Origin of the sequence: Prescottella soli, assembly GCF_040024445.1 — a bacterium.
GTDB lineage: Bacteria > Actinomycetota > Actinomycetes > Mycobacteriales > Mycobacteriaceae > Prescottella > Prescottella soli.
In genome coordinates this window covers 2,846,554-2,859,178 of record NZ_CP157276.1, presented here as the reverse complement: position 1 = coordinate 2,859,178, position 12,625 = coordinate 2,846,554, and the positions used below count along the sequence as shown (strand labels likewise).

Annotated in this window: 17 protein-coding genes; 6 read left to right on the top strand and 11 right to left on the bottom strand. The window is 68.4% G+C overall.

Translation table 11 applies throughout. From position 1 onward, the window contains the following. Window positions 1-58 precede the first annotated feature (58 nt). A complete protein-coding gene (locus ABI214_RS13365; RefSeq protein WP_348603026.1) occupies window positions 59-985 on the top strand; it encodes a hypothetical protein in 927 nt (308 codons plus the stop codon). A 36-nt stretch (window positions 986-1,021) separates the two neighbouring features. Here ABI214_RS13365 and ABI214_RS13360 read toward each other — a convergent pair whose 3' ends face one another. The 4 genes from ABI214_RS13360 to ABI214_RS13345 are packed head-to-tail and all read right to left on the bottom strand — an operon-like array spanning window position 1,022 to window position 2,918. Next, window positions 1,022-1,390: a hypothetical protein gene (locus ABI214_RS13360; protein ID WP_348603025.1), complete on the bottom strand. Its 369-nt coding sequence runs from the start codon at window positions 1,388-1,390 to the stop codon at window positions 1,022-1,024. A gap of 16 nt (window positions 1,391-1,406) precedes the next feature. Next, window positions 1,407-1,934: a DUF3558 family protein gene (locus ABI214_RS13355; RefSeq protein ID WP_348603024.1), complete on the bottom strand. Its 528-nt coding sequence runs from the start codon at window positions 1,932-1,934 to the stop codon at window positions 1,407-1,409. Window positions 1,935-1,989: 55 nt separating this feature from the next. Next, entirely contained in the window at window positions 1,990-2,361 is a 372-nt protein-coding gene (locus ABI214_RS13350) for a hypothetical protein (RefSeq protein WP_348603023.1), read from the bottom strand. 17 nt (window positions 2,362-2,378) lie between these two features. Continuing rightward, entirely contained in the window at window positions 2,379-2,918 is a 540-nt protein-coding gene (locus ABI214_RS13345) for a DUF3558 domain-containing protein (protein ID WP_348603022.1), read from the bottom strand. A gap of 168 nt (window positions 2,919-3,086) precedes the next feature. On the opposite strand from ABI214_RS13345, the gene ABI214_RS13340 reads away from it, so the two are divergent. Both ABI214_RS13340 and ABI214_RS13335 read left to right on the top strand, forming a co-directional pair. Further along, on the top strand, window positions 3,087-3,725 hold the full coding sequence (locus ABI214_RS13340; protein WP_348603021.1) for a PadR family transcriptional regulator: 639 nt from the start codon (window positions 3,087-3,089) through the stop codon (window positions 3,723-3,725). Then, the gene (locus ABI214_RS13335; protein WP_348603020.1) at window positions 3,722-4,180 is read left to right on the top strand and encodes a hypothetical protein; all 459 of its coding nucleotides are present in this window, start codon (window positions 3,722-3,724) and stop codon (window positions 4,178-4,180) included. The genes ABI214_RS13340 and ABI214_RS13335 overlap by 4 nt, the downstream gene beginning before the upstream one ends. On the opposite strand, the gene ABI214_RS13330 is transcribed toward ABI214_RS13335, so the two are convergent. Genes ABI214_RS13330 through ABI214_RS13320 form a run of 3 tightly spaced genes read right to left on the bottom strand, consistent with a single transcriptional unit; the run spans window position 4,172 to window position 6,479 of the window. Continuing rightward, window positions 4,172-4,711 carry a hypothetical protein gene (locus ABI214_RS13330; RefSeq protein WP_348603019.1) on the bottom strand — a complete coding sequence of 180 codons (540 nt, stop codon included), beginning with the start codon at window positions 4,709-4,711 and terminating at the stop codon, window positions 4,172-4,174. The two genes, ABI214_RS13335 and ABI214_RS13330, sit on opposite strands and share 9 nt — an antisense overlap. A gap of 2 nt (window positions 4,712-4,713) precedes the next feature. Continuing rightward, window positions 4,714-5,334, bottom strand: coding sequence for a response regulator transcription factor (locus tag ABI214_RS13325; RefSeq protein WP_348603018.1), 621 nt, complete (start codon window positions 5,332-5,334; stop codon window positions 4,714-4,716). Further along, window positions 5,331-6,479 carry a sensor histidine kinase gene (locus ABI214_RS13320; RefSeq protein WP_348603017.1) on the bottom strand — a complete coding sequence of 383 codons (1,149 nt, stop codon included), beginning with the start codon at window positions 6,477-6,479 and terminating at the stop codon, window positions 5,331-5,333. The genes ABI214_RS13325 and ABI214_RS13320 overlap by 4 nt, the downstream gene beginning before the upstream one ends. 140 nt (window positions 6,480-6,619) lie before the next feature. Here ABI214_RS13320 and ABI214_RS13315 point away from each other — a divergent pair, with 140 nt between their 5' ends. Then, a complete protein-coding gene (locus ABI214_RS13315) occupies window positions 6,620-7,210 on the top strand; it encodes a GlcG/HbpS family heme-binding protein (protein WP_348603016.1) in 591 nt (196 codons plus the stop codon). Continuing rightward, window positions 7,207-7,938, top strand: a complete 732-nt coding sequence (locus ABI214_RS13310; protein WP_348603015.1) for an ankyrin repeat domain-containing protein — start codon at window positions 7,207-7,209, stop codon at window positions 7,936-7,938. The genes ABI214_RS13315 and ABI214_RS13310 overlap by 4 nt, the downstream gene beginning before the upstream one ends. A gap of 17 nt (window positions 7,939-7,955) precedes the next feature. On the opposite strand, the gene ABI214_RS13305 is transcribed toward ABI214_RS13310, so the two are convergent. Next, complete coding sequence (locus tag ABI214_RS13305) at window positions 7,956-8,045, bottom strand: FAD-binding protein (protein WP_348603014.1); 90 nt, start codon at window positions 8,043-8,045, stop codon at window positions 7,956-7,958. A gap of 371 nt (window positions 8,046-8,416) precedes the next feature. On the opposite strand from ABI214_RS13305, the gene ABI214_RS13300 reads away from it, so the two are divergent. Beyond that, entirely contained in the window at window positions 8,417-9,343 is a 927-nt protein-coding gene (locus ABI214_RS13300) for a LysR family transcriptional regulator (RefSeq protein ID WP_348603013.1), read from the top strand. A gap of 18 nt (window positions 9,344-9,361) precedes the next feature. On the opposite strand, the gene ABI214_RS13295 is transcribed toward ABI214_RS13300, so the two are convergent. Genes ABI214_RS13295 through ABI214_RS13285 form a run of 3 tightly spaced genes read right to left on the bottom strand, consistent with a single transcriptional unit; the run spans window position 9,362 to window position 12,500 of the window. After that, window positions 9,362-10,204, bottom strand: coding sequence for a hypothetical protein (locus ABI214_RS13295; protein WP_348603012.1), 843 nt, complete (start codon window positions 10,202-10,204; stop codon window positions 9,362-9,364). Between the two features lie 34 nt (window positions 10,205-10,238). Then, window positions 10,239-11,657 (bottom strand): amidase, encoded by a 1,419-nt coding sequence (locus tag ABI214_RS13290; RefSeq protein WP_348603011.1) that lies wholly within the window; start codon window positions 11,655-11,657, stop codon window positions 10,239-10,241. 54 nt (window positions 11,658-11,711) lie between these two features. Next, window positions 11,712-12,500 (bottom strand): TetR/AcrR family transcriptional regulator, encoded by a 789-nt coding sequence (locus tag ABI214_RS13285; protein WP_348603010.1) that lies wholly within the window; start codon window positions 12,498-12,500, stop codon window positions 11,712-11,714. Window positions 12,501-12,625 lie beyond the last annotated feature (125 nt).

Below are 12,625 nucleotides of genomic sequence, written 5' to 3'. Positions count from 1 at the left end.
CGTATCTGGCAAAGCCTTGGTCCAGTCGATGACCGCCCGTGTTCGATACGGTGATCGCATGCTCATTTCCGCTGACGTGATCGACGTCCTGGACCCGATGTCGGGTCTCGTTTTTGCTGGCGAGGCAGGCGGGCGTCTGACTTTCGCGCTGTGGCGAGACGGTGCAGTGCGTCTTCTCGACGACAGACTCGCCGAGAACTCGCAGCGAGAGCTCCCTCTGGAGGATGACGTCTGCGTCCTTGCGGCGTCCAGCCTCGATCTGGTCGTACTCGCCGCCGCCGGCGGGCTCGTCATCGCCGGAGAGGAAGTGGTCACGGTGCCCGGAATACCCGCCGACGCGGCTGCGCTGCTGGGCGGTCTAGTTGTCGTCGCTGTGCCGGACGGCGAGAGGCACCGGCTGCTCGCGCTCGATTCCGCGACCGGGGCGATCCTCGACGACCAGGCGATCGACGCCGACGATGCCCGCGCCTTCCTGTTTCCCCATCCGGCCGAAGACACGGCGATTCTCGAGCTCGCCATGGGGCAGGACGGCGTTCTCGCCTTCCGCGTCGATATCGAGGGATCGCGCCTACATCTGACCGAGATCCTCGCAGGAGAAGATCCAGTGATCGCGGGCTTCAGTCCGTCGGGCGCGAGGCTGCTTGTCACCCCGTATCCAAGCGATCCGGAGACCGTACGGATGCTGTCGTGGCCGGATCTGAAGGAGATCTCACGGCTCGACGCGAGTGACGTCGACGCCGCGTACGGTTTCGGGCTCGCCGGATGTTGGATCAACGACGACCGAGCCGCCGTGTACGCGACCGAGGACGCGTTGATCGTCACCGACGAGAACTTCGAATCGTCCGAACGCATCGCGCTGCCGATCGACTTCGGCGACGAGGGAGAGATCGAGAGCCTCACGCATTTGGGTTCGGGGAACGTCGCCGTCGGCGCGTGGACGCCAGCCGGTCGACTCACCCTCGTCGTTCGCCTCATCGAAGGATAGGCCGGGGGAGCGTTCCGAGGCCGCTGTGGTTGTGGCTCAGCGGCCGTGCTCGATCCCGGTGAACCTCTGCGCGTTCGATTCTTCGGTGGCGGTGAAATTCTGCGCGATCTTCTCGAACACGGACTGCATCTCCTCGACGACGGTGATGTGCTCGGCGAGCGCCTGGTCAAGGGGGTACTCGCCGCCCGACGCCTTCTGCTCGAACTTACGAGCCAGGGCCGTGCCGGACGGGAGGTTGCCGAAGCCGTCGATACGGCTCAGACCCGCTGCGCCGCGCTTGATCTGGTCGAGTTCCGCGACAAGTTCAGCGCAACGTCTCGCGCACCTCGCGGCAACGTCGGGTTCGAGGTAGAGCTCACCCGCGTCGATCTGGGCACCGAGTTCGCTCCACAGATTGCCGTTCATCGAATCGATAGTCCTGTCAGTGGGGGATCGATGGAGCGAGGATCTGGGCGTTTTTAACCGCGCGGGGGCACGGGCCTTCGGGTGGCGTCCTTCCGGTGAAATAGCCCGACTTGACCATCACGGTGTCGGTTCCGGATGTGAAGACGACATCGCAATACTCGTTGCGCTTGTCGGTCACCTCGCGGAAGGTGAAGGCTTCGCGGCCGTCCAGTTCTACCGGGGTGAAGTTTGTAAAGCGGCCATTTGCGCGGACATCGTCGAGGCCCTGCGCCGTGACGAATACGGTGATCGCTGAACCGTCACCGCCCCAGTCGCACAGATTCCAGCCTGGCTGCTTCACGCCCAGAATGTCCCGGGATTCAGACGCAGGATCCACCCCCGCCGCCCGCAACGCCTCGTCCGGAATGCTGCACGGATCGAACGCCGGCTCCCCGGCCTGCGGTTTCGTCGTCTCGGCCTGCCCTTCGACACTCGTCGATCCGCATCCCGCCAAGGCAATGACGGCGATGGCGGCCGCAACGGCGTGTCGTCCCACGTTCTTCATCCTTTCCAAACTCCGTGTCGAGCATCGAATTCCATTGGTGTGCTGTGGTTGTGCATCAACGTCCGTGCTCGATCCCGGTGAACCTCTGCGCATTCGACTCCTCGGTGGCAGCGAAGTTCTGCGCGATCTTCTCGAACACCGACTGCATCTGCTCGACGACGGTGATGTGCTCGGCGAGCGCCTGATCAAGGGGATACTCGCCGCCCGACGCCTTCTGCTCGAACTTGCGGGCCAGCGCTGTGCCGGAGGGGAGGTGGCCGAAGCCGTCGATGCTGGCCAGTCCCTTCGCCTCCTGCTGAAGGACCACGAGCTCGCGATGTAGTTCAACGCAGCGCGCAGCGCACTTCTCGGCGATACCCGGTTCGAGGAAGAGTTCGCCCGCATCCACCATCGCGCCGAGTTCGGGCCACGAGGGGTTCATCCACATGATCGTGTCCTTCGCGTTCAGCGGGGCAGGGACGGTTCGAGTAGCTGTGCGTTCTTGATCGCCTGAGGGCACGGGCTCTCGGACGGCGGCAGCCCCTTGGCGAAACTGGTTCGGAGCATCACGGTGTCCGGGCCTGCGGTGACCAGGACATCGCAGTGCTCGTTGCGGGTATCGGACTTCTCGCGGATGGTGAACGCGTCGCGTCCGGCGAGATCGACCGGGACGGGATCGACCGTGCGCTCATTAGCGAGGATCGCGTCGAGAGGCATTCCGGTGGCGAAGATCGTGACGAAGAACGAAACGTCCGGGTCGTTCCAACCGCACAGACTCCAACCGGGCTGCTTGACGCCAACGATGTCTCGTCTCGACGACGCCGGATCGACCCCGACCGTGCGCAGAACGTCGTCGGGGACGGTACATGGATCGAAGACGGGCTCACCTTGCTCCGGCGTCGGGGTAGTCGCTTGCCCCTCGACGCTCGTCGAACCGCACCCGACCAGAACCAGCGCTCCAACTGCTGCAAGAGCAGGAACACCCCACCGCCCCAGTGACCTCACGCTTCCCCCTCGTTTCACGACGATTCGCCCATTGGATCAGACGCACGCACCGCTCACGCGGTTCCACCGAAGATCCCGTCGTGGTCACCGGTGACCCACACCACCCTTTCCGAAGACACGATCACGATATATCGTGAGTGTGTCGGTTAAGAACGAAAGGAGAGACCGATGAGGAACATGAATCACCGGCGAGGGCCGGAACAGATGCACGGACACCCTGCCTGGGCTGAGGAGATGGGCCGGCAGCGCCGCCACCACCGCCCGTTCGACGGCGAGGATCCCCGCATGCGAGGTGGTCGCGGTCGTGGACACGGCGGACCCCGTGGACGCGGAGGGCCGCGCCGAGCGGGTCGCGGCGACGTCCGCGCAGCCGTCCTGCTTCTGCTGCAGGAGGACTCGATGTACGGCTATCAGCTGATGCAGACCATCACCGACCGGACCAACGGCGCCTGGCGTCCCAGCGCCGGCGCGATCTACCCCACCCTCCAGCAGTTGGAGGACGAGGGCCTGGTGCGGACGACCGCCGAGGGTGGCCGCAAGCTCGTCACGCTCACCGACTCCGGTCGCGAGTACGTCGAGCAGAACGCCGAATCCTGGGGCGACCCATTCGCATTCGCGGGATCGGGAACGGATCTGCGCGGCCCCCTGCACGATCTGCACGCCGCCGCCCGCCAGGTCCAGACCTCCGGAGACGCCGCCCAACTCGCGGCGGCCGAGAAGGTGCTCACCGACGCCCGACGCGCGCTGTACCTGATCCTGGCCGGCGACGAGGGGGACCAGACCGAGGCCGCGGACCCGGAGGCGTGACCGCATACTCCGGTCGGCCGCTGCGCCTTCCCGCTCCGCCGACCGTCGAGAACATGCCCGCACTCGCGCAGGCATGCTCGATCTCCGTGCGCGCCAACACCGGTCACGAACTCTCGTTCGCGGTCGCGTCCGCGCAAGAGGTCGACCTCTACCTCGGCGAGATCCGGGACCAGGAGGGCGGCAGCGACTACCTCGCCGAACTCGTCTTCAAGTTCGGTGCCTACCTCGGGGAACTGCTGGTCCGCCACGCCGGCGGGCGATGGGTCGAACCTCCCGCCGAACTCGGCGGGTGGCCCGGTGTCGCACTGTCGAACGGAACGTTCGCCGACCCGATCGGCAAGGCGTTCAAGCGGGTCGACAACGGCCCCGAGGACAGCGTGCGGTCCTTCGTCGACGTGGCCGCGGAGTTGCGCCGCCCCACGCCGAAGCGGCGCTGGTTCGGTCGGTCACGATAGACGTTGCGCCGAGAGGGGTTCGAAGTCGAAGTCGGATTCACCGGACATCGCCTCGGCCCTCAGCACCGGCGCCGCCGCATCCAGCGACGGCCCGAGCAGCCGTAGCGAGTTCATCTTCTGCGAGCAGTACACCGGAAATTCGCCGCGTTCATCGCGAACGGCGGTGTCCCACAGCAGCACATCCCCGTTCTCGCTGAAAGCGAAGACTCGGAGCGAATCGACCAGCGACCAGTCGCCGTCCGGCGCGATCATCCAGTCGTACTCCTCGTCCTGCCCGTCGCGGTAGGCCTCGTGGAGGTGCTCGGTGAGAATCCTGCTCCTGGCCTGCCAGCCGTCCGCGTAACCCGCGAGCACCGGCGGGTACACGAGCCACAGCCCGAACAGCCGGCCCCAGCCGAAGTCCCGCACGAAGGTGCGATAGGACTCCGGGAACCCGCCGCCGTCGGCGAATCGATACGTCTCCAGCACGTCCAGATCGACGTGCGCGAGGGTGGGCGAGCCGAGCACCCGGAGCGTGGAGAACCCGGCCATGGTCATCGAATCCCTTCCCGCCGCAAGGCGATCGAGACCGCGGCGGCCCGCGAGTCGACGCCGAGCTTAGCGTAGATGTGCGCCAGGTGAGTCTTCACCGTCGCCTCGCTGATGAACAACCGCTTGCCGAGTTCCTTGTTCGTCAACCCCTCCGCCAGCAGGCTCAGCAACTCGGCCTCGCGGGCCGTCAGCGCCTGATCGGGGCGCCGCATCCGGTCCAGCACCCGTGACGCCACCGGCGGCGACAGCACGCTGCGGCCCGCCACCGCCCCGCGGATCGCGCCGAAGATGTCCTGCGGTGCAGAGTCCTTCAGCAGATAGCCGATCGCTCCGGCGTCGAGCGCGCGCACCACGTCGGCGTCGGTGTCGTAGGTGGTGAACACCAGCACCGGTTGATCGGACCGTGCCGCACGAATCCGTCGGATCGCCTCCACGCCATCGATTCCCGCGCCGAGCGCCAGATCCATCATCACCACGTCCGGGGTGCGCTCCGCGGCCATCGTGAGGGCGTCCTCACCGGTGTCGGCCTCGCCGGTCACCTCGATGTCAGGCTGCGAATCCAGCAGTGCCCGCAACCCCGCCCGCACCACGAGATGGTCGTCGACCAGCAGCACCGAGATCACGACGCGCCGCCGGCCGGGATCTGCGCCGCCACGACGGTGCCCTCACCGGGCGCGCTCTCCACCGAGAACGTGCCGCCGAGGGCCTCGACGCGCTGGCGCATCGCCGGGAGCCCGAACCCGCCCGTCTCGCCGACGACGAAGCCGACACCGTCGTCGAACACGTCCAGGGCGACGGCGTCGGGCAGATACGTCAGGGTCACCCCCACAGTCTGCGCCTGCGCGTGCCGGCGGATGTTCGACGCCGCGCTCTGCACGATCCGCAGCAGCGCGTGCTCGACGTCCGACGGCAGCCCGACCGGCTCGCCGATCACCCGCAGCTGCGCCGACGGCACGTACCCGCGGACGGCGGCGAGCAGGGCCGCGTCCAGCGACTGGGTCTCGAGGTCGGGCGAGCTGAGGTAGTGGACCAGGTTGCGGGTCTCGACCAGGTTCTCGCGCAGCGACGCCGTCGCGGTGCGCACCTCGTCGCGGGACCGCTGCCCGGACCGCTCCCACACCTCGTCGGCTGCCTCGAGGTGCAGCAGCGCGCTGGTGAGGCCCTGTGTAACGGTGTCGTGGATCTCCCGCGCGAGACGCTCGCGCTCGGACAGTACCCCGGCCTCCCGTTCGGTCTCGGCGAGCCGCGACTTGGCCTCGACCAGCTCGCCGAGCAGGCGTTCGCGCTCGGCGCTGTCGCGCTCCACCTGCCCGTACGCGAGCACGATGAGCGCACCGGTGCACAGCGGCGCCAGCAGCACCGCCCACTCGGTGCGGCCGCTGAACGAGGCGAACTCGATGCCGGCGAACACCGCGAGCGCGGCGACGATCTGGTACGCCGCCCAACGCGGGAAGGCACGCGTGCACAGGAAGAAGATCGGGAACGCCGTCCACGCGAAGCTCGGCGCCAGCCACACCAGCGCCACCCACGACGTCAGCACCGGCCACACCCACGGCTGCCACGCGGCGCCGCGCCGGGACTGCACCACGACCACCGCGTACAGCGCGGCCAGCACGACGATCAGGGCCGCGACCACCAGCCAGCGTCCGCTCACCCCGTGATAGGTCAGGTAGCGGGCCGTCGACGCCGCGAGCAGCACGCAGAACGAGAGGTGGATCGCGAGCCCGAGCGGCCCGCGAAAGGCGGTATTGCCCTCGTCATCCTGCATCGGGCCGATCCTACGGACGGCGGCGCCGCTCGGTATCGGCCATTCGGATGATCCGGCGGTGGCCGCGCGGCCGATGCCGTCGACCCCGCTCCCGAGCGAGGCTCGAATCGTTCGATTCCCCTCGCCCGAAAGGCCCCCCGATGAACACCTCCCGTCGCCTGCCCCGCGCCCTCGCGATCACCATCCCCGCCGCGGCACTCCTGGTCGCGACGGCCTGCGGATCCACCGAGGACGCCGCGGCCGCCTCGACCACCACCGAGGTGGCCCCCGCCGCGGTGTCCGCGCAGAAGCCCGGCGACGCCGAGAAGGGCACCGTCACGGCCAACCGCCTGTCGGTGGCGACCGCCGGCCGCGCCGCGCAGGCCGCGCTCGCCAAGTGCCAGGCCGACGGCCTCGGCTTCGTCACCGTGTCCGTCGTGGACCGGTTCGGCAACGTCCAGGCCATGCTCCGCGGCGACAACGCGGCCCAGCACACCGTCGAGGCCTCGCGGGCCAAGGGTTACACCGCGGCCGCGTTCGGCGCGAACACGTCCGACCTCGCCGGCCGCGTCAAGGGCGACGGCCCGACGATCGCCGACTTGCCCGGCACCCTGTTCCTGGCCGGTGGTGTGAGCGTCAAGGTGGGCAACGCGTCCATCGCCGGCATCGGCGTCGGCGGCGCACCCGACGGCAACGCCGACCAGGCTTGCGCCGCAGCGGGTCTCGCCGAGATCGCGGGTAGCCTGCAGTGAGAGTCGCCGTCGTGCTGGCCGCCGTCGCCCTGACGGCGGCCGCCTGCGGCACCGGTGACGTCGTCGAGACAGCGCCCACCACAACACCTTCCGCGATCGCATCCGATGCGGCGCGGACGCCGACGTCGACTCCGGAACTCGAGCGGCAACTCTTCGCCGCGGCCCGGGCGAACGACGCGGCCGGGGTGAGGGACGCGTTGGACCGCGGCGCCGCCCTCGAGGCCCGCGACGACGACGGCCGGACGCCGCTCGTCGCGGCGACCAAGGCGAACGCCGTCGCCGCGGCGACCGCCCTGATCGACGCCGGCGCCGACGTGAACGCCAAGGACGACATGCAGGATTCGGCGTTCCTGTACGCGGGGGCGGAGGGCCTGGACGAGATCCTGGTCGCCACGCTGTCGCACGGCGCGGACGTGAAGAGCACCAACAGGTTCGGCGGCACGGCGCTGATCCCGGCGTCCGAGCACGGGCACGTCGAGACGGTGCGGATCCTGATCCGGGCCGGGGTGCCGGTGAACCACGTCAACGACCCCGGCTGGACGGCGCTGGTCGAGGCGGTCGTCTACGGCGACGGCTCGGCGCGGTACGTCGACACCGTCACGCAGTTGCTCGACGCCGGCGCCGACCCGACGATCCGCGACGCGCGGGGCCTCACGGCGCTGCAGAACGCGCAGAACCGCGGTCAACGCGACATCGTCGTGCTCCTGGCCGCGGCCGACGGGAACTGACCGCGATCATTGGCCTGTCACGCCAGGCTCTTCCCTGCCTCGGCGCACGCGATCGCGGCGGTGAGGCCGGCGATTCCGCCGCCGACTGCGGTGATGTGATGTGACATGTCAGTCCTCCTCGATCAGCTGGACTTGTCGGTCACGAGGCGATAGATCACGTAGCCGCCGAACCAGGTCGTCAGTAGAACAGCGAGTGCGAGAAGCGCTTCGATCGCGATCGGGAGCATGCGTGCCTCCAAGAGTTCGAGTCGGATTGTCAACTGCGGAAACTGGCGTGTTGTGGACGACGAGGAGGAGATTGATGGGACCGGTCGGGTGAGTCGTGACCACGCGTAGCACCCACAGCCACATGCACATTCACTGCCTCGGCCCCTTTCGGAAACAAAGCCTCCGACACCCTGGCGACCGACGTTAGATCCCCGTCACCGATATCTCCAATGCATTCAAACCATCGACATAATGCGTTTACGCTATGGCGGTGACCTTGGATCAGTTGGCCTGCTTTGTTGCCGTCACGAGAGTCGGGCATTTCACCCGGGCAGCCGACGAGGTCGGTATCGCTCAGCCATCCCTGAGTCGCCAGATAGCCGCACTCGAAAAGGATCTCGGCACACGGCTATTCGACCGAGGGGCCGGAGCCGTCACGCTCACCGATGCAGGCGAGGCCCTGCTGCCGGTCGCTATTCGCATGCTCGAGGACCGCGCGGCGGCCTATCGGCAGATCGGCGAACTGAACGGATTGGTCAAGGGCCGACTCAGGTTGGGTGCCACGCCAAGTCTGTGCATCAGCCTTGTCGCCGACGTCCTCAGCCGGTTTCATGCCATCTACCCGGGAATCGAACTACACCTCACGGAGGCTGGATCGCGTACCCTCGTAACCAAACTCGATCAAGGCGAGCTCGACCTGGCGCTCGTCGTCGCCGAACGGACCGACATCGATTCGGGATTGGTTCTGACACCCCTCTTGAGCGAGGAGCTGGTAGTTGTCTCCTCTGCCGGTAAACCGCCGTTGACGCGGCACCATTCGATGACACTCGCGGAGCTTGCCAACGAAGAACTCGTGGCATGTCACGCCAACTACGACCTACGCCTCACCGTCGACCGCGCGTTCGCCGCCGCTGGGCTGCAAGCGCGAACCGTCGTCGAAGGCGCTGAACTGGACGCAGTCCTACGATTCGTCGCCCATGGAATCGGGGTGAGCGTCGCACCCATGATGGCGGCCCTCCACTATCCGGGTCTGAGAACTACACGCCTGACCGCACCACAACTGACTCGTACCATCAGCCTCGCGCACCGCGCGCACCTGGCGCCGACTCGCGCATCCGCCGCGTTCCACACCCTGCTCGACGACGCCATCGCAGAGAATACCGCTCGAGCGTTGGCCAGCCTGAGTGGCGAAGCGTGACCAGCGGACCCAGTTGTCCTATGCCGAGCACGTACCGGCGGGGCGGTGACGCTGCGCGAGAAGCTCGGCGATCCGCGCGAACGGGGCGGGCCCATCGACGGTGACCACCTCCAGTGCCGCGGACACCTCGAGGAGGTCAAGGGGCACGGTCGCCGGGGCGAGCAGGACGAGCATCCGCAGTGTCGGAAAGCCGAGAACGTGGGCGGTGAGCTGCGTCTGCCCGTCGACGACCAGCACCTGCGCGGGCCCCGACGCCTGTGCACCGGGGCGGGCCGTGTTCGCCAGGGTAGTGCTCAGGTCGCCGGACAGCGCTGCATACGACACCGCACTGCGGTAGGCGAGCAGGGTGAGCCCTTCTGCGGCCAGTGCCTGGTGCAACCGCGTCATCGGCATCGCGATGACGACGGTGGGGCCACCGGCCGGTGTCACGGTGACCGGTTCGGGGGCATCACCCGCGCCGAGCATTCCGTTGCCGAGTTCCTCGGCAGCGATCGCCCAGAAGGAGCCCTCGGCGGCCAGGCCCGCGGACCCGGCGCGGACCTGGCCCAGCAGGGACTGTTCGATCCGACGCAGTTCCCGGTCATCGGCCCCGCGCGTGTTCCGCAGCGCCGCCGCATACGCCACCGCGAGCACACCGAACTCGCGCAGCGACGGCGCGAGCATCTGCGCCCCACCGGTTCGCAGATCGACCTCGTCGACGCGACCGGTCCGCCGGTCGACGCGCAGTTCCGACAGCCCCGTGTCGCGGGCGATCACGGCCGCCCCGTCGCCGTCGAACGGTGGACTCAGCCACCGTCCCGGGTAGGGGAGGGCGCGCATCTCGTCGGTCAGGTCGGCGGTGATGTCGGCATCGCTGATCACCTGTGAAAGGCTATCCGCCACCGACGATTCGGCCTCAGGCCGGATCCTGGATCCGCGCCCACGGCTTGGCCGCCTCGAGTTCGAAGGCCAACTCCAGGAGCGTGCGCTCGTCGCCGTGGGCGGCGGAGAAGTGCGATGCCAGGGGCAGGCCCGTCGACGTCTGGTGCAGGGGCAGCGAGATCGCCGGGCCGCCGGAGGCGTTGTTGAGCGGGGTGAAGGCCGCGTAGGTCACCAGTCGCTCGAACAGGGTGTCGAAATCCTGTGCGGGGGAGAGGTATCCGAGCTTCGGCGTCGTGTGACTCAGAACGGGGGAGAGGACGACGTCGTACTTCTGGAACATCCGTGCGTAGGTGCGCGCGGTCCGCTGCATCCGGTAGAGCATGCGCGGGGTCTCGATCATGTGCTTGCGGTACATCGCGTCGAGCCCGCGGCTGAGGTTGTCGGTCCGCGCCGGGTCGAAGGTGGGCCCGAACATCCGCTTGCCGCCGGTGAGAAGCGCGAACGACAGGAAGCCCCAGTACAGCTTGAAGTCGTGCATGAACTCCTCGCCGACCGGCAGCGCCGCCTCCTCGACGTGGTGGCCGAGCTTGTCGAGCAGATCGGCGGTGGACCGCACCGAGTCGCGCGTCTCGCCGTCGGTGGGCACCCCGGTCACCGAGTCGACGATCACGCCGATCCGCAGGCGCGCCGACCCCGGCCCCTCGACCAGCCGGATCGGCGGGAACTTCGGGTTGCGGTAGTAGCGTTCGGCGGCGGCGTAGAACCGGGCGCTGTCGCGCACCGACCGGGTGACCGCACCTTGGCTGATGATGCGGATCGGCATGGTCTTGTCGGTGGCGTCCGGGACCGTGCGGCCGCGGGTCGGTTTGAGGCCGACGAGTCCGCATGCGGCGGCAGGGATGCGGATGGATCCGCCGCCGTCGTTGGCGTGCGCGAACGGCAGCACCCCCGCGGCGACCAGTGCGGCCGAGCCGCCCGACGAGGCGCCCGACGAGTGCTCCGGGTTCCACGGGTTCCGGACGGGGTCGGCGTCGGCGTATTCGGTGGTGGCGCTGAACCCGAACTCCGGCAGCCGGCTCTTGCCGATCGACACCGCACCCGTGGACAGGAACTGCTCGACGACGGCGCTGTGCCGGCGGGCCGGGGCGGGTTCGAACGCCGCGCTGCCCTGGCCGGTGGGCAGGCCCGCGACGTCGACGTTGTCCTTGACGATCGTCGGCACCCCGGAGAAGACGCCGCCGCGCGGATTCTCGGCCTGCCGCAGGGCCCGCTCGAAGTCGCTCGTCTGGATCCCGTTCAGGGCGCCCTGCACGGACTCGGCGCGATCGATCGCGGCCTCGACCGCCTCCCGCGCCGACACCTCGCCGGCCGCGATGCGCGCGGCCACACCGGTGGCGTCGAGGTCGCCGAGGGCGTCGTCACGGAAGACATGGATGCGGGTGTTGTCGGCCATTCCCGGAGTGTAGGAGCCGCGAGCGCGCTTGGGGAGGGGTTCCGGCCCCGCGGATCAGCCGGCGTCGGGCCGTTCGGCGATGGCCTCGCGGATCGCGCGCAGTTCGGTGCGCAGCGAATCGAGTTCCGCGCGGATGTCGTCCGAGGACGCCGCGGCCTCCGTGGACTTCGCGGACCCCCGCGGCGCCGGCGGCTCGGTCGCGGTCTTCTTCGCGGCTCGGCGGCGACCGGTCGGGGGCGGGGGCGGGGTGCTTCCGGGCTGCGGGGCCGGCACGAATCCGTTGAGGAACACGGTCGTGAGGGTCTCGGTGAGGGAGTCGACGTCCTGCGCGAGGGTCTTGCGGTGCCAGCGCACGGACATGAACACGCACTCGCGCATCATGCGCTGGAACTCGAAAATATCTACACCCGAATTGAATTCGCCATCGCGGACGCCGTCCTCCACGACGTTGAACCAGGCGTCGTGGGAGGACTCGACCGCGGCGGCGATCTCGGTGTAGCGGGGGAGTGTGCTCAGATTCGCGAACTCGTTCTGGTAGATCTCCGTCGCGTACGGGTGCATGTCGGCAACCTCGAGCGAGACGCGGACGATGCGCCCCAGACGCGTCCGGGCCGTCTCGGGTTCGGCGACCACCGCGTCGTAGCGCTCCACCAGGTCCGTCAGGAAGCACACCAGGATCTCGGAGACGATCGCGTCCTTGGAACTGAAGTAGTGGTAGAGCGTCCCCGAGTTGAGACCGACCGCGTCGCCGATCTCACGGATGGTCGTCGCCGCGATGCCACGTTCGGAGAACAGCCGGGCCGATTCGGCCAGGATCACCTCGCGCCGACCCGCTGACGCCACGGCTCACTCCTCTTGTCCAGGTATTTGATTCGATCGTGTACAACCCGAGGCTAGCAGCGGCCAACCCGCCCTCTTGCCGATAAAGCGCTTGCTCGGTGGTGCCCGATCCGGACACCGGCTCCCGA

Coding starts and splice junctions, on each gene's coding strand:
- ABI214_RS13365 (WP_348603026.1), top strand. CDS start 59: ATGCTCATTTCCGCTGACGTGATCGACGTCCTGGACCCGATGTCGGGT.
- ABI214_RS13360 (WP_348603025.1), bottom strand. CDS start 1,390: ATGAACGGCAATCTGTGGAGCGAACTCGGTGCCCAGATCGACGCGGGT.
- ABI214_RS13355 (WP_348603024.1), bottom strand. CDS start 1,934: ATGAAGAACGTGGGACGACACGCCGTTGCGGCCGCCATCGCCGTCATT.
- ABI214_RS13350 (WP_348603023.1), bottom strand. CDS start 2,361: ATGTGGATGAACCCCTCGTGGCCCGAACTCGGCGCGATGGTGGATGCG.
- ABI214_RS13340 (WP_348603021.1), top strand. CDS start 3,087: ATGAGGAACATGAATCACCGGCGAGGGCCGGAACAGATGCACGGACAC.
- ABI214_RS13330 (WP_348603019.1), bottom strand. CDS start 4,711: ATGGCCGGGTTCTCCACGCTCCGGGTGCTCGGCTCGCCCACCCTCGCG.
- ABI214_RS13320 (WP_348603017.1), bottom strand. CDS start 6,479: ATGCAGGATGACGAGGGCAATACCGCCTTTCGCGGGCCGCTCGGGCTC.
- ABI214_RS13315 (WP_348603016.1), top strand. CDS start 6,620: ATGAACACCTCCCGTCGCCTGCCCCGCGCCCTCGCGATCACCATCCCC.
- ABI214_RS13305 (WP_348603014.1), bottom strand. CDS start 8,045: ATGTCACATCACATCACCGCAGTCGGCGGCGGAATCGCCGGCCTCACC.
- ABI214_RS13290 (WP_348603011.1), bottom strand. CDS start 11,657: ATGGCCGACAACACCCGCATCCATGTCTTCCGTGACGACGCCCTCGGC.